Genomic DNA, 23,826 nt, shown 5'->3' with positions numbered 1-23,826 from the left:
ATAAGCAATATTTTAAATTGGTGAGAGCAATAATATTGCCCTCACCAATTAATTTTATAATTATTTTAGGCTAGTTTCCAAGCGTAGCAACCATAATTGCTTTGATTGTATGCATTCTGTTTTCTGCTTCATCAAATACTATAGAATGTGTACTTTCAAATACTTCATCTGTAACTTCTAAACCTTCAAGACCATATTTTTCAAATATATCTTTACCTACAAGTGTCTTTAAATCATGAAAAGCTGGTAGGCAGTGCATGAATTTAACGTTTTTATTACCTGTCTTATTAAGCATTTCCATATTAACTTGGTATGGTCTTAATAGTTCTATTCTTGATGCCCATACTTCGTCTGCTTCGCCCATAGAAACCCATACGTCTGTGTAGATTACATCTGCATTTTTAACTCCTGCAGCCACGCTATCTGTAATAGTAATTTTTCCTCCTGTTTCTTTAGCAATTTCATTACATTTTGAAACTAATGCTGTTTCTGGGAACAAGCTCTTTGGTGATACGATTCTAAAGTCCATACCCATTTTAGCAGCACCTATCATCAATGCATTTGCCATGTTGTTTCTTCCATCTCCTGCATATACAAACACAATGTCGCTTAATGGTTTGTCAAAGTGTTCTTTTATAGTTAAAAAATCTGCAAGAATTTGTGTTGGGTGGTCTTCAGTTGTTAATCCGTTCCATACAGGAACTCCTGCATATTTTGCTAGTTCTTCAACTATTTCTTGACCATATCCTCTATATTCTATTCCATCATACATTCTTCCAAGAACTCTAGCTGTATCTGCTACAGATTCCTTTTTACCAATTTGAGTTCCTGTAGGTCCAAGGTAAGTTACATGAGCTCCTTGGTCTAGTGCTCCTACTTCAAAAGCACATCTTGTTCTTGTAGAGCTCTTTTCAAATATTAGCGCAATATTTTTACCTTTTAATTTCTGTTGTTCTGTACCTGCATACTTAGCTCTTTTTAAATCTCTAGCTAAATCTAAAAAGTAGTTTATTTCATTTGGAGTAAAGTCCATCAAAGTTAAAAAGTTTCTGTTTCTTAAGTTAAACATAATAAATTCCTCCTAATATTGTTGTTATTATATTGTTTTTATAAGTTATCTCTATTTAGTGGCATACTCATACATCTTGGGCCGCCTCTTCCTCTAGAAAGTTCAGCACTTGGCATTGTGAGTACTGTTACACCATGTTTTGATAAAATTTCATTAGTAACATAATTTCGTTCATAAGTTATAACTTTTCCTGGTGCAATAGCTAGAGTGTTTGATCCATCGTTCCATTGCTCTCTTGCTGCTACAATAGCGTCACCACCGCCACATCTTATTAAATCAACAGAGGTCACTTTTAATGCAGATTTTAATACATTTTGCAATATATCTTTTTCTTGCTTAATATTTAATTGTCCATTGACACCTTTTGTAATTTCGAAAACATTAAGTGGTCCTTCTATCTCTGGGTGTATTGTAAATTTATCATAATCAACCATAGTAAATACAGTATCAAGATGCATAAATGCTCTACTAGATGGAATTTCTAATACTAATACTTTTTCAAAAGTAGTATGTTTTTCAAACAAGTTTCTTGCTACAATTTCTATAGCTTCAGGTGAAGTTCTTTGACTACATCCTATTGCAAGGGTTGTGGCAGATAATATAAGTTCGTCCCCACCTTCGATATTACTTGGAAGGCTTCTATCATACCAAAGGGGCACTTCATTTTGTTTGAAGGAGCTATGATATTCATGAATAAATTCTAGGAACAAAGTCTCACGTCTTCTAGCTTCAGTTTGCATAGTATTTATAGTAATACCATTTCCAATTGAAGCACCTGGATCGCGAGTAAAATAAAGATTAGGCATAGGATCTAAGTAAAATGGATACTGCGTTCCTATTAATCCTCTTAGAGAATGAATCTCCTTAACAGCTATTTCGTTTTTTCTAACTCCAGCCATAAGTATATCAATCATTTCTCTTGTAGGCTTTGACATTAAATAATCATAAAGAGATTTATATATTTCTTTATTACTAATGTGGCTTTCATGTAAAAACTGTTGTAAAAATATTTTTTTTGTTTTATCCTCAATTAAAGCTTCTGTAACAAGTTCTTCTAAATAAAGAACTTCAACATCGTTTTCTTTTAATATTTTTGCAAATATATCATGTTCTTTTCTTGCTACTTCTAAATAAGGAATATCATCGAAAAGTAATCTTTCAAGAAGATTCGGTACTAAATTTTCTATTTCTCTACCGGGTCTATGTAGCATTACTTTATTAAGTTTTCCTATTTCAGAAGTTACATTTATAAATGATTCCATTTAATTTAGCCCCCTATTCGTTTTTGTTTATGCCATCATTATAAAGTGTACATTTATATAAGGAAAACCGAGAATTCTACTATAATTCCATATATATCGTACATGTAAGCTTTGTTATTGATTTAACACTGCTTATTTATGCTAAGCTTTATTTTACTCGGTAATACTATGGATGTTTCTGCTTGAAAATTTAGAATATTAGATTATGTGTATATATATTCATAATGTTTTAGTTTATTATGCATAATGCTAGAAATAAGGTATAAACATTCATAAAACTTTTTTTTGGTTATTTATACCTATAAATGTATAGCAATATCTAGATAAAGGTTACATAGCCTATATATTATTAGTTATTGCGTTAATAATTATGCATATAAACCTATTTTTCATCATAATATCGCACTGAAATCGTTAATGATATTATTTGTTTACAAAATGTTCATAATGTTGATATATAAAAGGTGATGATGTGAGATAGAAAAAAAATAATTAAATTCCGGGAAGGCATCTATGAGGGGATTATTGTATTAAATAACAATTAATTAGATTGAGGTGGCGAAGTTCTTTTCTTTCCCTTGATTTTGAGTGATTTATTAATAGTTTATAGGGGGAAGAAAAAATAAGAAACCTTTACTATATTAGTAATGACTGGTATTATATCTAGAAAAGAATTAGTGTCGCAATTTATTTTGATGGGGTGGGTATTAATGAAAAAAGTAGTTACTATTAAGGATGTTACAATTGGTGAAGGCTTACCTAAAATTTGCGTTCCAATGGTTGGAGAAACTATTCCACAGCTTATAGAAGAAGCTGAAATTTTAAAAGGGATTGACTTAGATGTTGTAGAATGGCGTGTAGATTTTTTCGAGAACGCTACAAATATAGAGAGAGTTAAGAAAGCATTACAAGCAATTAGGAAAGTGCTAGTTGACAAGCCCATTATCTTTACGTTCCGTAGTGCTAAAGAGGGTGGACAAAAGGAGATTAGTACTGCATTTTATTTTGAATTAAATAGATTGATTTCTGAAACAAAGCTTGTTGAAGTTATAGATATTGAGTTATTTAACGATGAAAAAGATATAAAAGAATTAGTTGAATCAGCACATGAAAATGGCGTAGCGGTTATTATATCTAATCATGATTTTCATAATACGCCAGAGAAAGAAGAAATTATATCTCGATTACGTAAGGCTCAAGGATTAGGTGCAGATATTCCTAAAATCGCAGTAATGCCTACTTGTGCAGAGGATGTGATTGTACTGTTAGATGCAACGCGTATTATGAATGAAAGATATGCGAATGGCCCTATTATTACAATTTCTATGGCAGAAAAAGGGCTTATTAGTAGATTATCAGGTGAATTATTTGGCTCTGCATTAACATTTGGCGCAGTCAAGAAGGCTTCTGCACCAGGTCAAATTGCTGTAGTAGAATTACGTAGAACTATTCAATTACTTCATAATAATACGTAAAAAAATTAGAATGCAATAGGATGATTTAACGACATTTCAGAAGTCGTTAATATTACAGCTCCGCAGGAGATGATTTAATGATTGATATTTATTTCTATATTGCTAGTAGTTGATTTAAATCGGATTAAGATCAAATTTGTTATAGGTACCATATATATATATAAGAGGTATGGCATGCAGGAAAGATTAGCACCTAAAATCGTAAGTGGAGCAAGTAAAGCAATATTCCAAGGAATCAAAGCGGAAATCATTATTGCTGTATTTTCTAAATCAATGGCTAAGAATGAGTTATCTAGTTCATTTTTCTCATAAGCCTTTTTATTTAACATATGAGTTAACATAACAGCAACGGATTGGCTGCAGCCTACAGTAGCGGTGAATATGCTTGAAATGACTATATTTTGAAAGACCCCATACCTAGAATTTGCCTTCAAAGTTATAGCTTCAACACTGTCTAACATTTTACTTCCCTCTATTAAACCTGCAAATGCAGAGCCTATATATATCACCAGGGATGATTTTAGCATAGAAATGATTCCTCCGCCTTTAAGTATCGTGTAAAGGGGACTTGATTTGTCTGTGTTATATCCGAAAACAGTAAACTTTATGCATTGTACTAGGGTTTCGTGTTGGATAAAGATGCTCAATAAAAAAGCCGTTAATATGCTTACAATCATAGATGTTTTAACATTTATCTTAAATGCTGAAAAAACAAGTATAACCAAAGCAGGAAGCAAAACAATTATATTTATAGAGAATGCATTAATTATTTCATTATTTATCCCGTTTGCAGAACTATGCAAGGGAAATATACTTGACACTATAGTGTAGAAAATAATTGAAATACCAAAGGGAACTATGCAGGTTTTAAACATGTTTTTTATATTTATATATATATCTGTTTCTGTAAGATACGCAATAAGGCTTGCACTAGAAGACATAGGAGAACACCTATCACCAAAGTATGCTCCAGCAATAATTGAGCCAGCTGTGGCAGCAAGGTTTACACCACCGCTTCTTGCAACAACCATAAGGGCCACACCTATTGTACCGGACGTTCCGAGAGATGTACCTATTAAAAAAGATACGAAACAACTGGTTAAGAATGCAGATAAAATAAACATATTGGGCCTTATTAGAGTTATACAATAATAAACTATTGCAGGTACAGTGCCAGAGACAATCCATATAGATGTAATAGCCCCAATAAGAATAAAAATCTTTATAATTATGAGAGATTTTTTGCCCCCATTAAAAGACATATTTAACAAGCGTTTTAGGGGAATTCCTCTTTTAAACTCCACTAAAATAAAGAGGATTAGCCCAGATATTAATGGATATGCAAGAAATATGCCTTTTAAAACACTCAAAACTAAAAGTGCAAATGTAACAATAAAAGCTATAATTAAATCCATTGTCATCACCTACTTTAAAAAAATTTAAATTAAGCCTATAAGCATTTCATTTATTGTCATTAGTATAACAAAAATAATACAGGTATTCAATAAAAAGTATAACCATAAGTTGCTAATATTGCATCGCTACAGGTAACGATTTAATCAATTTACCAAGAGGGTATAGAATTATATCGCGATTTATTAAGGTATAAATTTAAAAAACTAAAAGCGATTGGCATAAACCAATCGCTTTTATATTTAAATTTAATAAGCTCTTCCCCAAATAACCGTAGCTTTAGATGGTTTTCCACAACATAAGCAAACGCCTTTTTCTTCTGGCATATTAAATGGCATGCATCTAGAAGACGCACCGGCTACTTCTTTTACTTTTTCTTCACAAGCGAGTTCTCCACACCATGGAGCGCTAACAAATCCTAAAGTTTTATCAAGAAGTTCTTTTAATTCTTCTACGGTGCTTGCGTTAAAGGTTCGGGTATCTTGTGCATTTTTAGCTTTTTCAAATAAAGATTTTTGAATATCTTTTAAAATCTCGGGTACTAATGCTTCTAGTTCTGACATTGGAACAATTATTTTTTCGCGGCTATCACGTCTCACAAGTACTACTTGATTATTTTCTATATCTTTTGGACCAACTTCTAAACGTAGCGGAACACCTTTCATTTCGTATTCGCTAAATTTCCATCCAGCCATTTTATCGCTAATATCCATTTTTACACGTGAAAGCTTTGATAATATATTTTTAAGTTCTGTAGCTTTTTCAATTACGCCTTCTTTATGAGGTGCAATTGGAACTATGATAAGTTGAATTGGAGCTACTGCTGGTGGCAGTATTAGACCATTATCATCACCGTGAACCATAATTAAAGCCCCGATAAGTCTTGTAGACATTCCCCAAGAAGTTTGGTGAACATAAGCAAGTTTACCAGTTTTATCTGAATACTGTATGTTAAATGCTCTTGCAAAACCATCTCCAAAATTATGAGAAGTACCACATTGAAGTGCTTTTCCATCATGCATTAAACTTTCAATTGTGTAAGTTTCATTTGCTCCTGCAAACTTTTCTTTTTCTGTTTTCTTACCTTTTATAACTGGAATAGCAAGGGTTTCTTCACAAAAGGTTGAATATATATTAAGCATTCTAAGAGTTTCCTCTTTTGATTCTTCCGCCGTTGCATGAGCGGTATGGCCTTCTTGCCATAAAAACTCTGAACTTCTAAGAAAAGGTCTTGTGGTTTTTTCCCAACGCACAACGGAACACCATTGATTATATAATTTAGGGAGATCATTGTAAGATTGAATTATTTTTGAATAGTGATCACAAAATAATGTTTCAGAAGTTGGCCTAACGCAAAGCCTCTCTGCTAGTAGTTCGTTGCCTCCGTGTGTTACCCAAGCAACCTCTGGTGCAAAACCTTTAACATGATCCGCTTCCTTTTGAAGTAAGCTCTCAGGAATGAACATTGGCATATATACATTTTCATGACCTGTATCTTTAAACATTTGATCTAACGTTTTTTGAATATTTTCCCAAATTGCATAGCCGTAAGGTCTTATTACCATGCAACCTCTAACGCTCGCATAATCAGCAAGTTCCGCTTTTTTTACAATATCGGTATACCATTTTGCAAAATCTTCCTCCATAGAGGTAATAGATTCTACAAATTTTTTTCCTTTTGCCATAATTATTTTCCTCCGATTCAATAAAATATTTAAAAATAAATACAAAAAAACCCGTGAAAGGGCACTATAAAATCAATCATAGAATAAAAATAATAATATGTCAAGAAAACAATTCGTAAGTATTATTAATACCGCTTGTGAGGTTAACAAAGAGATAATCGAAAGCTAGCTCTTTGTTAACAAATCATTTTTTAAAATCTATATAGGGTATAATATACGTGTGAACTATAAAAGACAATATAAGACAAAGGGTTAAAAAACAAGACCATATTAACCTTTCAAACATTTCTCCTAAAAATTTCTATATAGTCTATAGATATGAGGATAGAATTCGTGGTATGATTAAATATGTTGATTTTAGTCCATTAAGTTTAAAATATAAATTATGTGAGGAGGAATAGCTATTTAGGTACATGAAAATAAAGTATCATAGTGACTTGTTATTTAAATGTGACTTACAAAAATAGCTAAAAAACATGGGAAATATAACTAACAGATTAATTAAAGAGTTTTCAATAACTAAAGAGCAGGCGGAAAGTGTAATTGAATTATTAGATGAAGGGAATACAGTTCCTTTTATAGCTAGATATAGAAAAGAGAGAACTGGGGGACTTGATGATATAATCCTTAGAAACTTTACAGAGAGGCTTATATATCTTAGGAACTTAGAAGAACGAAAAACAGATGTAGTACGTCTTATCGGTGAACAAGAAAAACTAACAGCGGAAATTGAGGAGTCAATAAAAAAAAGCGAGACATTGACAGAAATAGAGGATATATACAGACCTTTTAAGCCTAAGAAAAGAACTAGAGCTATCATTGCAATAGAAAAAGGGCTTAAACCGTTAGCTGAAATTATTGTATGCGGCGAGTTTAAGGGTGATATAAATGAGTATGCAGAGAAATTCTTAAGTGAAGAAAAGGCAGTGAATAGTACTTCGCACGCACTTCAAGGTGCTGGGGATATTATTAGTGAAATGATTTCTGATGAAGCTGATTACAGAAAGTGGATTAGAGCGTTAGTACATAATCAAGGAAACGTTGAAACTAAAGGTAGCTCTGATGATACTACTCCATTTGAAATGTATTATGAGTATAAAGAAGGGGTTAAATCTATTCCGCCGCATAGAATTCTTGCTATAAATAGAGGCGAAAATAGTAAGATACTTTCTGTGAAAATCAAAGCCGATAACGATAAGATTACCCAGTACTTAAGAACTAAATGTTTAAAAGGGAACAATGAAACTGATAAGTATATAGAGTTAAGTATAGGTGATTCTGTAAAAAGACTTATATTCCCTTCAATTGAGAGGGAAATAAGGGCCGAACTCACAGAAAAGGGTGAAACTAGCGCTATTGAAATATTTAAAGCTAATTTAAAGGCACTCTTAATGCAGTCCCCTATAAAAGGAAAGGTAGTTCTTGGATTTGATCCTGGATTTAGAACAGGGTGCAAAATAGCGGTGCTAGATGATACTGGTAAGCTTTTAGATATAGCTACAGTATACGCTACTGCGGGCAGTAAGGACGGTATTCAAAAATCTATAGATATTATTAAAAAATTGGTAATTAAGCATAATGTAGAAGTAGTGTCACTCGGTAATGGGACTGCTAGTCGTGAATCTGAAGAGATTTTAGCACAGATAATTAAAGAACTTAAGGATGAATGTTCAAAAGATTTGTACTATGTTATAGTCTCGGAAGCAGGCGCCTCAGTGTATTCAGCGTCAGAGCTTGCATCTAAAGAATATCCAGATATAGATGTATCTATTAGAGGAGCTATTTCTATAGGGCGAAGACTTCAAGACCCATTAGTGGAGCTTGTGAAAATTGACCCGAAAGCTATTGGAGTTGGACAATACCAACATGATGTAGCAGCTAAAAAACTCGATGAATCCTTAAAAGGAGTAGTTGAAGATTGTGTTAATGCAGTTGGTGTAGATCTTAATATTGCAACACCCTCTTTATTAGCTTATATATCAGGGATAAATGTTGCTATCGCTCAAAACATTGTAGTGTATAGAGAAGAAAATGGTAAGTTCAAAACTAGAAAAGAATTATTAAAAGTGAAAAGATTAGGGGCAAAAGCATATGAGCAATGTGCAGGATTTTTAAGGGTTATGGAGAGTAATGAATTTTTAGATAACACCTCAATTCATCCAGAAACGTATAATGCTACTAAAAAACTATTGGATTTCTTAAGGTATACAAAAGAAGATCTTAAAACTTTAAACTTTAAAGATTTGGATGATAGGCTAAAAGATATTAATATAGATGAGCTTGCACAAATATTGGAAATAGGGGTTCCAACTCTTAGAGATATTATTAAAGAAATTAAAAAGCCTGGGAGAGATCCAAGAGAAGAACTACCGAAGCCGATATTAAAAACGGGTGTGGTACAAATGTCCCACCTTAAACCGGGAATGAAACTTATGGGTACTGTTAGAAATGTGTCTGACTTTGGAGCTTTTGTTGATATTGGAGTTCATCAAGATGGATTAGTGCATATAAGCCAGTTATCAGATAAATTTGTAAAGCATCCATTGGATGTGGTTAAGGTTGGCGATATAGTAGAGGTTAGTGTGATAGAAGTTGATGAGAAAAGAAAAAGAATATCATTATCAATGAAAAATAATTAATTAATATGTTGCTTATTTTACTGTATTTATATATAATTAAATTATAAAATAAAATTTAATAATCTTCAGGGCGGGGCTAATTTCCCCACCGGCGGTAAAGCCCGCGAGCCGTAAGGCTGATTCGGTTTAACGACATTTTAGAAGGTAGTTTTCCTTCTGAAGTCGTTAAGACAGCACCCTTGGGTGATGATTTGATTCCGAAGCCGACAGTATAGTCTGGATAAAAGAAGATGTGATATATATATATATAAATTCGCCCTGGCATAGTACTATGTCAGGGCTTATATTATATCCATCCCTAGGAGATATAGTTAATTAGGGGGCACTAAAAATGAGAGACGAAAAACTTGTTAAACTAATCAAAATTTCACTTTTATCTGTTATGGCTTTTCTTTTGATGTACATTGAGTTACCGATACCGATTTTCCCTGATTTCTTAAAAATTGACATCAGCGACCTGCCAGCGCTTTTAGGGGCCTTTGCATTAGGACCAATAGCGGGAGTAGTTATTGAACTCTTTAAAAATATATTACATGGAATGCTAGCTACTAAAACAGCCTTCGTTGGAGAAGTAGCAAATTTTCTAGTGGGTTCATGTTTAGTATTAGTGTCTGGATATATTTACAAGGCTCGCAAAAGTAAAGGTGGAGCTATTACTGGATTATTAATAGGAGTAATTTGTATGTCGATTTTTGCAGGGATATTAAACTATTTTATTGTTTTACCTTTATACGAAAAAGTATTAGGATTTCCAGTAGCTACCGTTATAGAAATGGGATCAAAAATAAATCATAACATTGTCGATTTAAATTCTTTTATCATTTGGTCAATTATTCCTTTTAATTTACTTAAAGGACTGGTATTAACAGCAATGACTTTAGCTTTATATAAGAGTGTTTCGCCTATACTTCATAAAGAGAACATGGAGAGAGAATACAAAAGTAGAGAACAAAAAATATAAAAAAGACTGTATACAAATATGTACTAATTTCAAAGATTTAAAAAAAGGTATTAACAAACTAAAGGATGACTTCTGCACAATGCGGAAGCCATCCTTTAGCTTTATTATTCACCATTCACAATTAACCATGCTTTTAAATGTAGATATGGATGTTTTAGGATATATTCCATATCTATTTAGCTCTAGCAAAGAATCTCCTCTCTTTACGCTTCCGTTATTAACAGTAACAGCCATTCGTATTCCTATTTTAGGCAGAAGGTTTAATACATCATCATTATGGTGTCCATAAGGATAAGAAAGATAATGGCTACCGGTTAGTTCTGTATTTTTTATTAAATCTTTTTTTACATAATCTAAAGGTTTTGTAATTAAATAACCCTTGTTATTCTCTGTTTTATGTAAATTATGGGTATGATTTGAATATTCAAATACATCGGTAGTTTCAGAAATGTTTTTCCAACTTAAGAATTGTTGTGTTTTAGGGTTAAATTCAGCATTATTATCCTTGACATAAGATGTAATTAAAAATTGTGCGGCTTTAAAATTATATTTCTTCAAAATAGGATAGGCATAAATGTAGCTGCTTAAATATCCGTCATCAAATGTTATGCATACTGATTTCTTGGGTAGTTCTATACCACCTAATAGCCACTGTTCTAATTCTGCTAGATTTATTGTAGTATATTTATTATTGTATAAGTAGTCCATTTGTTGCTGAAAATTTTCAAGGTTTAATACTACGCCATTATTTGTAAATGTGTTTTCTTTTTTCTTTAGTAGATGATGATACATCAGTATTGGTATTTTTTTTGACACACCTTCAGCTTTATCAAAAGTTCTAACAATTGAATCTTTAGACGTTGTTGATAAGTGCGGGACGTTAGATGAATTATCTACCGTTTTGGCTGATTTGATCTGAGAATCATCTGAAATTATTGTGCTTTTACTGGAAGTCGGGTTAGCTAAGGAATTGCATCCAACTAATAGTAATGCAAAAAATAGTGCTAATATAATTTTTTTGGTCATAAATTTTACCCCTTACTCTAATATATTTTAAATGGTTCACCCACATTATACCATTTTATTCGCATGATTGCTAAATATTTAGTATAAAATGTAAAAAAAAGACTGGCAAGAGCTAGTCTTTCTATGCTATCTACTATAGATGTCGATTCCACATAATTACCGCATCTTCGCCGTTATCTTCATAATAATGGCGTCTAATGCCTTCATTTTCAAAGCCATACTTTTCATATAAGTTTATAGCAATAAAATTTGAACTTCTAACCTCTAAGGTTATCGCTGTAACTTTTAGTTTCCTACAAATTTTAAATAAGGCTTCCACGATGATGTCGCCGCCGCCATAACCACGAGCCTCAGGGTGAACTGCAACATTAGTAATATGCGCTTCATCTATAATTATCCACATTCCTCCATAACCTACTATAGAAGTACCCTTTTTTAGCACAACATATTTAGCGAACTTATTATTTAGTTCACTTTGGAGTGATTCGTAGCTCCATGAAATTGGAAAGCTTAACTCGCTAATATTGAGTATGGATTTAATAGATGATGCGTCCATTGGGTAAATTTTAAAATCACTATTCATTTTTTATTTGCCTCATCTTTTCTTCGTACTCCCTCTCAGCTTGGGGCTGCCTAAGGTAAAGAGGCACTGACGCGTATATATCATCGAATGTTCCATTAGATAAAAGGTTGAGTCCTAATTCTCCTAGAGATGAAGCCTTAGCTAAATTTAAATGTGCTGGAGCAAAATTGGCTTTAGGTAAATTTGCTATAAGTTTTTCTTTGAATTTGAAGGTTCCATCTCCTACAAAGGTAATATTGCAATTTTTTTCTTTAAGCATATTTATTAATTCTTCTAAGGAAATATTAATATAGTCACTGATGCGGGTGAGCTCGTAATTATTAAAAGTATATAAGGCTGTATAAACATTATCTCTTAAAGCGTCTAGTAAAGGACAAATAATTCCATCTGTATATGCTAAGTTATATGCTAAAGAATCTAAGGTAGATACAGTTACAAAAGGCTTTTTTGAGCCTTGGCTTAATCCCTTAATGGTAGCCATCCCTATTCTAAGGCCTGTAAAGGAACCGGGCCCCTTTGACGCTACAAAGGCATCAATATCACTTAGGTTTATTCCTGTATTTTTTAATAATTCGTCAATTATAGGCATAAGTATTTGAGAATGTTGTTTTTTATAATTAAAAGTTATTTCACCAAGAACTTTGTTATCGTCAAGGATAGCACAAGTTGCTGATTGTGTAGCAGAATCCAGACTTAAAATCTTCATAGTTTTATCTCCTTTATATAATCATATCTTTTATCAGAATATCGGATGTTAATCTTTCTGAAATCATCTCCCAATCTAGGAAGCTTTTCTATGGTAATGGATAAATTATTGGGTGGAATCAGTTCTTCAATATAATTAGCCCATTCAATAATACTAACGCCATCACTAAATATATATTCATCAAAGCCTATAGCTGCTATTTCGTCAGGGTCATTTACCCTGTAGACATCAAAATGATATAATTTCAAGCGACCTGTATATTCATTTACAATTGTAAATGTAGGGCTTGTGATATGATCTTTTATATCTAAGCCCTTTGCAATTCCTTTTGTTAAATGAGTTTTGCCAGTGCCTAAGTCACCGATTAAGCAAACTATGTCCCCTGAATTTACACGTGAACCTATTAGTTCGCCTATTTTATAAGTTTCGTCTACTGTAGTTACTATGTATTCCATAAGTTTCACCTCACTAAATATTTTATCCTAAAACATAGAAAAAGAAAAGGCCTCAGTGTTTCCTAAGAGATTAAAATATAAAAAAATCTTGCATTTATTTATAACACGTGATATAATTCAGATGTATTTTAGGGGTATGGCTCAATTGGTAGAGTAGTGGTCTCCAAAACCATTGGTTGTAGGTTCGAGTCCTACTACCCCTGCCATTTTTACATTTTTACATTTTTGCATTTTAAAAGTTAATAAAGGGGTATGGCTCAATTGGTAGAGTAGTGGTCTCCAAAACCATTGGTTGTAGGTTCGAGTCCTACTACCCCTGCCAAATAAAACCTGTGAAATTATTTTCACGGGTTTTTACGTTACTTATTTAAACATGCATTATAATGAATCATTAAATTTTAATGTTAGGCATCTGAAAAAAACTGGAGGGTATGTAATGCAACTATATGACATAGTAGTAATTGGGGGAGGTATAGCAGGCCTTGCAGCAGCTATTTCAGCTAAAGAGCACTATAAATGTAGAATTTTGATTTTAGAAAGAGAAAATCAATTAGGCGGAACAATAAATCAGTGTATTCATAATGGATTTGGCAAGAATATTTTTAGTGAAGAATTGACAGGACCGGAGTTTGTGCAGAAATTTATAGATAAAGTTAATAAATTGGGTATTTCATATAAATTAAATACTACTGTTTTAGATTTAGGTAATACTAAAGAAATTAATGCAGTGAATGCGTGTGATGGAATTTTTAAAATTGGAGCGAAAGCTATAATAATTGCGACCGGGTGTAGAGAAAGGCCAAGAGGATTTTTAAATCTGCCAGGTAGTAGATGTGCAGGTATATACACAGTGGGGTGTGCACAGAAATTTATAAATATAGAAGGATATATGCCAGGAAAAGAAATAGTTATATTGGGTACAGGAGATATTGCATTAACAGTAGCAAGTAGGCTAGCAATTGAAGGAGCTAATGTTAAAGCTGTAGTTGAAAGTAAAGATTTTATTGAGGCAACTGACAAAAAACTCATTGATTACCTGAATGATTTTAATATACCTTTAAAAATAAAACATAAGGTGGCGGATATTAAAGGCAAAACACGGCTTGAGGGGATAACTTTAGTAAAGATTAATAAAAATAATGAAGTTATCAAAGATAGTGAGGAATATATTTCTTGTGATGCGTTACTTTTATCTGTAAACTTATATCCAGACAATGAATTAGCAAAACAAGTAGAAATACTAATTAATGCATCAACAGGAAAAATTGAATTAAATGAAAGTTCACAAACTAGTATAGCCGGCGTCTTTGCCTGCGGAAGCGTAGCTATTGGTTATGATTCTTCTGAAAATGTGGTAAAGCAAAGTTATAACATAGGTATTAGCACTTCGCAATACATAAAGAATTCTAGCATCTAGTACGTAAACTTTTATGGTTTACCAATATAAGTGAATTTAAAACTGTTAGCTTATTTTAATGGTTTTTTTTATTTGCGTAAATGTGAACATGAAAGATGATGACATAAAAACAAAAAAAATAGTATTGACATATTTTAATGTTAAGAATATAATAAAGAAAAGTAATTCATACTAAAATACTAGGAAATACTTAGAAGAAGGAAAGTAATATAAGAAGAATTTACAGAGAGAGAGTCTAACGCTGAGAGGATTCTTATGGTCGACTTATATGAAGTGCCCTTTGGAGTTATGCACCGAAAAATTCACATGAATGTGTCTTTGGTAGGCTGCATCGGGATTCACCCGTTATAGTGATAGAGCATAGCGCTGTGCTTGAAAAAGTGGCTTTATAATCAATTTAGTGATTATAACTTAGAGTGGACCACGAAGCAAAACTTCGTCTCTAAATTAGAGGGAGTTTTTTTTGTACCCAAAAAACTTTTGAAATATTAAAAGTATAATTATATACGTGACGATTTTTATTTAAAATACTAAGAATACAGAAATATGGATAGCTTTTGAAGGTAGATTACTTATTTTAAATTGGAGGGATATTATTATGATGTATAACAATGTTTTAGATATGATAGGAGCAACACCGGTTCTAAAATTAAATAAATTAGTCGAGGGTGATATGGCTGATATTTTTGTGAAATTAGAAAAATACAATCCAGCTGGAAGTATAAAAGATAGAGCTGCCCTTGGAATGATAGAGAAAGCTGAAAAACTAGGACTATTAAAAGAAGGATTTACTATAGTTGAACCAACCAGTGGAAATATGGGAATAGCTTTGGCTATGATTGGAAGAATTAAAGGGTATGAAGTAATTATTGTTATGCCAGATAGCATGAGTGTTGAAAGACGCAATTTGATTAAGTCATATGGAGCACAACTTGTGCTTACAGATGGGATAAAAGGGATGAAGGGTGCTATAAATAAGGCAAAAGAAATAGCAGAGGGGAATTCTAGCTTTTTTATGCCACAACAATTTATTAATTTAGCAAATCCAGAAAAACATTACGCTACTACTGCAGAAGAAATTATTAGAGATGTAGAGGACGTAGATATTTTTGTAGCTGGAGTAGGAACTGGAGGAACAATTGCTGGGATAGGAAGAAGATTAAAAGAAGTTAAACTTGGAATTAAAGTAGTTGCGGTTGAACCAGAAAACTCACCCGTATTATCAGGAGGGGAGCCTGGACCTCATAAAATACAAGGAATAGGAGCAGGTTTTGTGCCAGATATCTATGATAGTAGTGTAGTTGATGAAATAATAAAAATTTCTGATGAAGAGGCATTTGAAATAGCAAAAAGAATAGCTAAAGAAGAAGGCATATTAGTAGGGATTTCAGCAGGGGCTAATATCGCAGCAGCTATGAAAATTGCAAGTAAAGTAGGCAAGGGTAGAAAGATTGTAACTGTTGCACCTGACGGAGGAGAAAAATATATTTCAATGGGAATCTATGATTAAATTTTTAACGACAATTCAGAAGGAAAGACTCCCACTTCTATAAGTGGGAGTTACTACCCTAACAAATAGAAAACTTCAGTGGGGTATAATTTTCCTTTTGAAGTCGTTAATTTATCTTCTACTAAGATGGTGCAGCTCCGCAGGAGATTATTTAACAAGGTGAAAATATTTATTTCTACTCTATAGATAAGTAGTCTGTGGGTTAACATATATGGAAATTTATATCTAAGAATTTGAATTTCCATATTCACAAAATATAATTCTATAGGAGGGAATTATCATATGTTTAAAATGTTTAAATTGCTGGGATACGAAATTAATAATGTATTAGAAAAGGATCCAGCAGCTAAGAATTGGGTTGAAGTAATATTATTATATCCATCTATCCATGCTATAATAATATATAGAATAGCTCATTTATTATATAATCATAAAATCTATTTTATATCTAGATCTATATCTCAATTAGCTAGGTTTTTTACTGGAATAGAAATTCATCCAGGGGCTAAAATAGGAAAAGGATTATTTATAGATCATGGGACGGGAGTAGTAATTGGAGAAACTACAGAAATTGGGGATAATGTGACCTTGTATCAAGGAGTTACACTAGGTGGAACAGGTAAGGATACAGGAAAAAGGCATCCTACTTTAGGCAGTGATGTGGTGGTGGGTGCTGGTGCAAAGATTTTGGGGCCAATTAAAATAGGAACTGGTAGTAAGATTGGTGCCAATGCTGTGGTTTTAAAAGATGTATTAGCTAAGGCAACTGCTGTAGGTATTCCTGCTAGAATAATTTTTGTAAAGAATTCAACTATAATAGAAATTATGGATTATGCAGGTGAAACTAAAAAAATGTACAACGATATGGTAATATAAAAGGGAAAGACAATATGGATATTAAAGAAGAAATAATGAAGTTCTGTAAAAAAAATGGTTTAGATGTAATAGGATTTAGCAAATGTAGAATTTTCTATGAGCTAAGTCCTTATTTTGAGAAAAGAAAAAAACTAGGGCTAGAAAATGAGTTTGAGGAGCAAATTGTAGATAATAGAATAAATCCATTTATATATATGCCCAGTGGGAAAACTATAATTTCTATTGCGTTTCCATATCTATATGATTTAGATTTTAATCAGAGAACGCATTTTTCAAAATATACCATGGGTAGAGATTATCATGTTGTTACAACTGAGTATATGAAAAAAATTTGCGAATTCATTGAAGGCATTGGTGCAAAAGCTATGTGCTTTGTGGATAGCAATGCGCTTCCGGAAAGATACATTGCGTGCAGTAGTGGAGTGGGATTTATAGGGAAAAACAATACTTTGATAACAGAAAAGTACGGCTCATATGTTTTTTTAGGAGAAATAATAACAGATCTAGAAATAGAGCCAGACGAGCCACTTAAGCAAAAATGTGGTGATTGTGAGATGTGTTTAGCAGCATGCCCTACAAATTCTATAGTCAAAGGGAGAGTAGGAATAAATAATGATGCAAATATATGCCTATCCTACATAACACAGAAAAAAGAAATAGAGGATTCTTGGTTTGAAAAATTAAATGGTAGACTATTTGGTTGTGATACCTGTCAGAGAGTATGTCACTTTAATAAAGAAATTGAATTTAGCTCTATTGAGGAATTTAAACCTTATGAACATATGAAGAGAATCGACGTGCAAGCATTAATGAATATTGATAATCGGTTATTTAAAGATAAGTACAAGATAACTTCTTGTGGATGGAGAGGTAAAAATATACTTAAGAGGAATGCAATGATTAATGAGGTTATTACAGAAAAATGTAAAAATATAACTATAGAGAAGGATACATCGCCTTATATAAGAGATTATTATTATAGACTTTTAAAGCTTTTAAAATTATAATAATGTTATAATTATTTATTATGAAAGGTGGAATTGTGATGGTTTCTAAAGCGGTGTTAAGAATAATAGACATTTTGCCTGATAAAGTTGTATCCTTTATAGCAAACAAACTAATTGATTCATATATTAATAAATACGCAAATATTAAAACTCACGGAATAGAGAAAATTAATGATATAAAATCTCCTATAATTTTTATATGCAATCATTTAAGCAATGCAGATGGTATAGTTATGAATAAGTTATTAAAGGACCACAATGTAACTTTTGTTGCCGGCGTAAAGCTAACAGATAATAAGCTTACAAAATTAGGTTTTCACGTTGCTAAGACTATAAAGTTAAAACCTAATTCAGCAGATAAGGAAGCTATATCTAAAATTGTTAGTACGCTAAAACAAGGCAATAACATTATGATTTTTCCAGAGGGTACTAGAAGTAGAAATGGAAAAATGATAGAGGGTAAGAAGGGTCTTATATTAATGGCTAAATTATCAAAGGCAACAATTGTTCCAATAGGTATTTGGGGAACGGAAAAGTTACTATCAATTAATGACAATGACATGGCGTCAGAAAGATTTAATTATGCAGATGTAAATATTAATATTGGTGGGCCCGTTTTACTCCCAAGTAAAAATCAAGATGAGGATAAAAATGAGTATTATGATAGGGTTATGCATGAAATAATGTCAAGTATAGCTGTGATGCTACCAGAGCAGTATAGGGGAGTATATTCCGATTGTAAATGAAAGGAAAGTAGCATTAGTATAAAAAAATGAAGAAAAAAACCTTACGATGGATTTTCTTGATAAAAAATAAATAAAAACATTTTTACATTAAATTGGAATTAATTTTATAAATTAAAGGTATTTTACTATTAAATGATATATAATAGGGTTATGATTAAATATGAAATTCTCATGGAGTATAATGGGAATTTCAAAAATAAAAAGTTGGAGGTATGTTACATGGGAAGTAAAGTACTTGGGAAATTTTTAAAAGAAAATTTAGAAGATTTAAAAAGTAAAGGTTTATATAATGTGATAAATACCCTAAAGAGTTCAAATGGACCTATTATTACAATTGGAGATAAAAAATTAATTAACTTATCTTCAAATAATTATTTAGGTCTTGCGACTAATCCTAGAATGATTGAGGCTACTATTGAAGCAACTAAAAAATATGGTGCAGGAGCAGGTGCTGTTAGAACAATAAATGGTACTTTAGAAATTCATATTGAATTAGAACAAAAACTTGCTAAATTTAAACATACAGAAGCAGCTATTGCTTTTCAGTCAGGGTTTAATTGTAATATGGGCGCAATTTCATCAGTAATGAATAAAAAAGATGCAATTCTTTCAGATTCATTGAATCATGCGTCAATAATAGATGGATGTAGATTATCTGGTGCGAAAATCATAAGAGTAGAACACTCTGATATGGTAGATTTAAGAAATAAGGCAAAAGAGGCAGTAGAATCAGGTTTATATGAAAAAATAATGGTTATTACTGATGGCGTATTCTCTATGGATGGGGACATTGCGAAACTTCCGGAAATTGTCAAGATAGCAGAAGAGTTTGACTTAATAACATATGTTGATGATGCTCACGGTTCAGGAGTCCTTGGAAAAGGGACAGGCACTGTACATCACTTTGGATTGTCAGATAAAATAGATTTCCAAATTGGGACTTTATCAAAGGCTATTGGAGTTGTAGGTGGATATGTAGCTGGATCGCAGAATCTAATTGATTGGCTCATGGTTCGTGCTAGACCATTCCTATTCTCAACATCATTAACTCCAGGAGCTGCAGGTGCGGCTATTGAAGCTATTAATATTCTTACAGAAAGCACTGAGTTACATGATAGGCTTTGGGAAAATGCAAATTATTTAAAGAATGGTTTAAAAGAACTTGGCTTTAATATTGGAAATAGTGAAACTCCAATTACTCCATGTATAATAGGAGACGAAGTTAAAACTCAAGAATTTAGTAAGAAACTTTTTGAAGAAGACGTTTACGCAAAATCGATAGTATTTCCAACAGTTAGAAAGGGAACTGGGAGAGTAAGAAATATGCCCACGGCAGCTCATACAAAAGAAATGTTAGATGAAGCTTTAGCTACTTATGCAAAAGTTGGCAGAGAAATGAACATAATAAAATAAGGGATATGCAGCTCCGCAGGAGCTGATTTAATTTAGGTATAACACATAATTACTAGGTGTTATACCTAAATTAATATTAAATATTAGGAATATTTATTTAATATAGAGAGGAAGGGTGTAAAATGAAAAAAATATTAGTAACAGGGGCATTAGGGCAAATAGGTTCTGAACTCGTAATGAAAATGAGAGAAATTTATGGCAGTAATAATGTAATAGCTACAGATTTAAGGAAATCTGAGGATAGTCAAGTAGTTACTTCAGGACCTTTTGAAATACTGGATGTAACTGACCATAAAGCTATGCTTGAGCTTTGCAAAAAATATGAAATAGATTCATTAATTCATTTAGCAGCCTTATTATCAGCAACAGCTGAAGCAAAACCACTACTCGCTTGGAATATAAATATGGGTGGACTTGTAAATGCTTTAGAGGTTGCTAGAGAACTTAAATGCAAGTTCTTTACACCTAGCTCTATAGGGGCGTTTGGACCATCTACACCTAAAGATAATACTCCTCAGGATACAATCCAAAGACCAACAACTATGTATGGTGTAAATAAAGTTTCAGGAGAATTATTATGTGATTATTACTATAAGAAATTTGGGGTTGATACAAGAGGAGTACGCTTCCCAGGTTTAATTTCTTATGAAGTTCTTCCAGGTGGAGGGACAACAGATTATGCTGTTGATATATATTATGAAGCATTAAGGTCAGGTAAATACACTTCATTCATTGGCAGCGGGACAAAAATGGACATGATGTATATGCCAGATGCAATAAATGCAATAATTAAGTTAATGGAAGCTGATGCATCAAAATTAATACACAGAAATGCATTTAATATTGCGGCTATGAGTTTTGAACCAGAAGAAATAGCTAATGAAATTAAAAAACATATTCCAGGGTTTATTATGGATTATAATGTAGATCCAGTAAGACAAGGAATAGCTAATTCATGGCCAAATTCAATGGATTCAACCTGCGCTAAAGATGAATGGGGATTTACTGCTGAATATAATTTGCCTAAAATGACTATTGATATGCTCGAAAAATTAAGAGCTAAAGGAATTGGGGCTGAGTAATGAAAAGTAGGTGACTTATATGAATAAAAAAACAATAAAAGCAGTGCTTGAAATTCTTAACGAAACGTATGCGGGGACAAAGTGTGGCTTGGATTTTACAACGCATTATGAACTTTTAGTATCAACCATACTATCAGCACAGTGCACAGATGATCGAGTAAATATTGTTACAAAGAAGTTGTATAAGAAATATAATACACCAGAATCCATGATCGCTTTATCAGACTTAGAACTAGGTGAAAAAATTAAAAGCTGTGGATTTTATAATAATAAGAGTAAAAATATTTTGGGAGCTACAAAATTAATATTAGAAAAATATAATGGAGAAGTGCCAAGCACAATGGAAGAATTAATAGATCTTCCGGGAGTTGGGAGAAAAACTGCTAATGTGGTTTTATCTAATGCATTTGGTATTCCGGCAATTGCTGTAGATACTCACGTTTTTAGAGTATCAAACAGAATAGGGCTTGCCCCAGGAAAGAACGTTTACGAGGTAGAGCAGAAGCTTATGAAAAATATTCCTAAAAAAATGTGGAGTGATGCTCATCATTACATTATATGGCATGGCAGAAAAATATGTAAAGCTAGGAAACCTAATTGCGAGGTGTGTCCAATAGCTCCTTATTGTGAATTTCTAAATGGAAAAGGAAAATAGGTAGCAAACTTTAGCTAGCTGAAAATCAAAAAATAAAAGCCCTTTATATTTTGAAAATATTAAAGAGCTTTTATTTTTTGAATATACTTATGGAATTATATTTTTAAAATTCTTACTATATTAAATTTAGTTAATGTACATTATGTACTTAAACATAAGTATAAAATGACAAAGGCTTCCAAGCATAATAAAAATATGAAATATCTCGTGAAATCCAAAAAGCTTTAGGTTTATTTTGGGACGTTTAGTAGCGTATATAACAGCTCCTACAGTATAAAAGAGCCCACCGGCTAGTAGCCAGATAAATCCACCTAAGGATATAGCCTTTATAATAGGGACAATAGCAATGACAGAAATCCAACCCATTAAAATATAGAATCCAGTGTATAGCGATCTAGGGGCATCAAACCAAACTATCTTCAAAACAATTCCTATAAGAGCTAAAATCCAAATGCCAAAAAAAAGGAGGGTTCCAATGGTGCCTTTTAAAGCGATTAAGCATATAGGAGTATATGTTCCTGCTATTAGAACATATATCATAGAATGATCTACTCTTCTAAGTATTTTTATAACCTTTTGTGAAGATAAGGACTGGTGATATGTTGAACTCGCACAATAAAGGAGGATTGAACTTACCCCAAATACTGCAAGTATAATAGTGTTATACATATTTGAAATGATTAAGGAATATTTAATTAGAAGAATTAAACCTATTAGGGATAAAAAAGCGCCAGCTAAGTGTGTAAGGCTGCTTACAGGTTCTCTAAATTTTGATAACAAATCACTCACTCCTTTAAAATTAAAATTTATTATTTAAATCTAATGATTTTAAAAAATAAGGATAAACTTTTTGTAACATTTACTAGTTAAATATAGGTTATTCAGTTATAGTAAGTCTATATATAGTTTTTGAAACTAGATTAGCTATGTATTAATACTACATTATAAAGTGATAAAAATCAATAGTAATAATATTAAATTTATAGTTAATATTGTAACATCTAAGATGATGATTTAATTATTACAAACATCATCAAACAAAAGTCATAAGTATAGGGTGCTTATATAACATAGATTATTCATAATTGTGGATTATGAGTAATCTATGCTATATAATGAAGGCGAGGTGGAATAAATGGATTATAACAAGGAAAGTCTAAATGAATTAGTTGAAGAGATTATAGGAACAAAAGATATCAATTTAATGGAAATACCATGCGTGGATTTATATATGGATCAGGTTACAACTTTTTTTAACGAAAAGCTTGGGAGTCTTAGAAGAAATGAAGAAGATAAAATTCTTACAAAAACTATGATTAATAATTATACTAAAGGTAAGGTTTTGATGCCAGCAAAAAATAAAAAATATACTAATGAGCATATGATTCTGCTGACACTTATCTACAATTTGAAGCAGACTATATCAATTAGTGATATTAATACAATATTTGATCCTATTATTGATATAAAAGCTCCTCAAAGTATGAGTATCCCATTAAAAGATCTATATAATAATTTCTTAGCAATTAAAGAAGTTCAAAATCAAGAATTTGCAGAAGATATAGATAAAGATACCAAATTTATAAAAGAGAGAATTAAAGAAATGGGAAAAAAGGATGGGGAGTTAATAGAATTAATATTAATGATATTACTACTTATTAATAAAGCTAATATGCAAAAAAGAATGGCGGAAAAATTAATTGATAACTTTTTGAAAAAAAAATAATAAATTTTGTACATATTTAATTTATGTAGTTCTGATATAAAACTTTAGTAATGTAAAATAAACTATTAACAGTTGTTTTATTTAAATATGCTTATAAAAAGTGTTTAAAATTCGAGCTAA

The 23,826-nt window shown here is 31.9% G+C and carries 21 protein-coding genes, 2 tRNA genes and 1 riboswitch; of the genes, 14 read left to right on the top strand and 9 right to left on the bottom strand.

The window, feature by feature from the left end; genetic code table 11:
* Positions 1 to 70: 70 nt before the first annotated feature.
* Positions 71 to 1,069, bottom strand: coding sequence for an ornithine carbamoyltransferase (gene argF / locus ACWJJT_RS09580; protein WP_462954559.1), 999 nt, complete (start codon positions 1,067 to 1,069; stop codon positions 71 to 73).
* A 38-nt stretch (positions 1,070 to 1,107) separates the two neighbouring features.
* Positions 1,108 to 2,331, bottom strand: coding sequence for an arginine deiminase (gene arcA, locus ACWJJT_RS09575; protein ID WP_462954558.1), 1,224 nt, complete (start codon positions 2,329 to 2,331; stop codon positions 1,108 to 1,110).
* 710 nt (positions 2,332 to 3,041) lie between these two features.
* Between arcA and aroD the strand changes: the two genes are divergently transcribed.
* Positions 3,042 to 3,806, top strand: a complete 765-nt coding sequence (aroD, locus tag ACWJJT_RS09570; protein ID WP_462954557.1) for a type I 3-dehydroquinate dehydratase — start codon at positions 3,042 to 3,044, stop codon at positions 3,804 to 3,806.
* A 74-nt stretch (positions 3,807 to 3,880) separates the two neighbouring features.
* On the opposite strand, the gene ACWJJT_RS09565 is transcribed toward aroD, so the two are convergent.
* Both ACWJJT_RS09565 and proS read right to left on the bottom strand, forming a co-directional pair.
* Entirely contained in the window at positions 3,881 to 5,221 is a 1,341-nt protein-coding gene (locus tag ACWJJT_RS09565; RefSeq protein ID WP_462954556.1) for a Na+/H+ antiporter NhaC family protein, read from the bottom strand.
* Positions 5,222 to 5,467: 246 nt separating this feature from the next.
* Entirely contained in the window at positions 5,468 to 6,904 is a 1,437-nt protein-coding gene (proS, locus tag ACWJJT_RS09560; RefSeq protein WP_462954555.1) for a proline--tRNA ligase, read from the bottom strand.
* A gap of 476 nt (positions 6,905 to 7,380) precedes the next feature.
* On the opposite strand from proS, the gene ACWJJT_RS09555 reads away from it, so the two are divergent.
* Positions 7,381 to 9,543, top strand: coding sequence for a Tex family protein (locus ACWJJT_RS09555; protein ID WP_462954554.1), 2,163 nt, complete (start codon positions 7,381 to 7,383; stop codon positions 9,541 to 9,543).
* Positions 9,544 to 9,600: 57 nt separating this feature from the next.
* Positions 9,601 to 9,779, top strand: a riboswitch (FMN riboswitch).
* Between the two features lie 95 nt (positions 9,780 to 9,874).
* Positions 9,875 to 10,504 carry an ECF transporter S component gene (locus ACWJJT_RS09550; protein ID WP_462954553.1) on the top strand — a complete coding sequence of 210 codons (630 nt, stop codon included), beginning with the start codon at positions 9,875 to 9,877 and terminating at the stop codon, positions 10,502 to 10,504.
* A gap of 108 nt (positions 10,505 to 10,612) precedes the next feature.
* Here ACWJJT_RS09550 and ACWJJT_RS09545 read toward each other — a convergent pair whose 3' ends face one another.
* From ACWJJT_RS09545 to tsaE, 4 genes are all read right to left on the bottom strand, one after another.
* On the bottom strand, positions 10,613 to 11,530 hold the full coding sequence (locus tag ACWJJT_RS09545) for a polysaccharide deacetylase family protein (protein ID WP_462954552.1): 918 nt from the start codon (positions 11,528 to 11,530) through the stop codon (positions 10,613 to 10,615).
* Between the two features lie 133 nt (positions 11,531 to 11,663).
* A complete protein-coding gene (rimI, locus tag ACWJJT_RS09540) occupies positions 11,664 to 12,113 on the bottom strand; it encodes a ribosomal protein S18-alanine N-acetyltransferase (protein WP_462954551.1) in 450 nt (149 codons plus the stop codon).
* Positions 12,106 to 12,819, bottom strand: a complete 714-nt coding sequence (tsaB, locus tag ACWJJT_RS09535) for a tRNA (adenosine(37)-N6)-threonylcarbamoyltransferase complex dimerization subunit type 1 TsaB (protein ID WP_462954550.1) — start codon at positions 12,817 to 12,819, stop codon at positions 12,106 to 12,108. The genes rimI and tsaB overlap by 8 nt, the downstream gene beginning before the upstream one ends.
* Positions 12,816 to 13,274 (bottom strand): tRNA (adenosine(37)-N6)-threonylcarbamoyltransferase complex ATPase subunit type 1 TsaE, encoded by a 459-nt coding sequence (gene tsaE, locus ACWJJT_RS09530; RefSeq protein ID WP_165414856.1) that lies wholly within the window; start codon positions 13,272 to 13,274, stop codon positions 12,816 to 12,818. Before tsaE ends, tsaB begins: the two co-directional genes overlap by 4 nt.
* 130 nt (positions 13,275 to 13,404) lie before the next feature.
* On the opposite strand from tsaE, the gene ACWJJT_RS09525 reads away from it, so the two are divergent.
* From ACWJJT_RS09525 to nth, 10 genes are all read left to right on the top strand, one after another.
* Positions 13,405 to 13,480: transfer RNA gene (locus ACWJJT_RS09525), tRNA-Trp, on the top strand.
* A 40-nt stretch (positions 13,481 to 13,520) separates the two neighbouring features.
* Positions 13,521 to 13,596 (top strand) — tRNA-Trp (locus tag ACWJJT_RS09520).
* A 114-nt stretch (positions 13,597 to 13,710) separates the two neighbouring features.
* Positions 13,711 to 14,691, top strand: coding sequence for an NAD(P)/FAD-dependent oxidoreductase (locus ACWJJT_RS09515; RefSeq protein ID WP_462954549.1), 981 nt, complete (start codon positions 13,711 to 13,713; stop codon positions 14,689 to 14,691).
* Between the two features lie 598 nt (positions 14,692 to 15,289).
* The gene (gene cysK / locus ACWJJT_RS09510; RefSeq protein ID WP_462954548.1) at positions 15,290 to 16,201 is read left to right on the top strand and encodes a cysteine synthase A; all 912 of its coding nucleotides are present in this window, start codon (positions 15,290 to 15,292) and stop codon (positions 16,199 to 16,201) included.
* 282 nt (positions 16,202 to 16,483) lie between these two features.
* Complete coding sequence (gene epsC, locus ACWJJT_RS09505; RefSeq protein WP_462954547.1) at positions 16,484 to 17,077, top strand: serine O-acetyltransferase EpsC; 594 nt, start codon at positions 16,484 to 16,486, stop codon at positions 17,075 to 17,077.
* A gap of 14 nt (positions 17,078 to 17,091) precedes the next feature.
* Positions 17,092 to 18,084 (top strand): tRNA epoxyqueuosine(34) reductase QueG, encoded by a 993-nt coding sequence (gene queG, locus ACWJJT_RS09500; protein ID WP_462954546.1) that lies wholly within the window; start codon positions 17,092 to 17,094, stop codon positions 18,082 to 18,084.
* Positions 18,085 to 18,122: 38 nt separating this feature from the next.
* Entirely contained in the window at positions 18,123 to 18,830 is a 708-nt protein-coding gene (locus ACWJJT_RS09495) for a lysophospholipid acyltransferase family protein (protein ID WP_165413622.1), read from the top strand.
* Positions 18,831 to 19,049: 219 nt separating this feature from the next.
* Positions 19,050 to 20,243 carry a glycine C-acetyltransferase gene (locus ACWJJT_RS09490; protein ID WP_462954545.1) on the top strand — a complete coding sequence of 398 codons (1,194 nt, stop codon included), beginning with the start codon at positions 19,050 to 19,052 and terminating at the stop codon, positions 20,241 to 20,243.
* A 122-nt stretch (positions 20,244 to 20,365) separates the two neighbouring features.
* Positions 20,366 to 21,325 carry an L-threonine 3-dehydrogenase gene (locus ACWJJT_RS09485; RefSeq protein ID WP_462954544.1) on the top strand — a complete coding sequence of 320 codons (960 nt, stop codon included), beginning with the start codon at positions 20,366 to 20,368 and terminating at the stop codon, positions 21,323 to 21,325.
* A gap of 19 nt (positions 21,326 to 21,344) precedes the next feature.
* Positions 21,345 to 21,980, top strand: coding sequence for an endonuclease III (nth, locus tag ACWJJT_RS09480; RefSeq protein ID WP_216303950.1), 636 nt, complete (start codon positions 21,345 to 21,347; stop codon positions 21,978 to 21,980).
* A gap of 126 nt (positions 21,981 to 22,106) precedes the next feature.
* Here the strand turns inward: nth and trhA are convergent, their stop codons facing one another.
* Positions 22,107 to 22,760, bottom strand: coding sequence for a PAQR family membrane homeostasis protein TrhA (gene trhA, locus ACWJJT_RS09475; RefSeq protein ID WP_216303949.1), 654 nt, complete (start codon positions 22,758 to 22,760; stop codon positions 22,107 to 22,109).
* Positions 22,761 to 23,115: 355 nt separating this feature from the next.
* On the opposite strand from trhA, the gene ACWJJT_RS09470 reads away from it, so the two are divergent.
* Complete coding sequence (locus ACWJJT_RS09470; protein WP_462954543.1) at positions 23,116 to 23,706, top strand: DUF1836 domain-containing protein; 591 nt, start codon at positions 23,116 to 23,118, stop codon at positions 23,704 to 23,706.
* The last annotated feature ends 120 nt before the right edge of the window (positions 23,707 to 23,826 follow it).

The organism is Clostridium sp. CM041, from assembly GCF_055081035.1.
The sequence above is the reverse complement of the archived record's forward strand: the minus strand, read 5'-3'. Positions and strand labels throughout refer to the sequence as shown.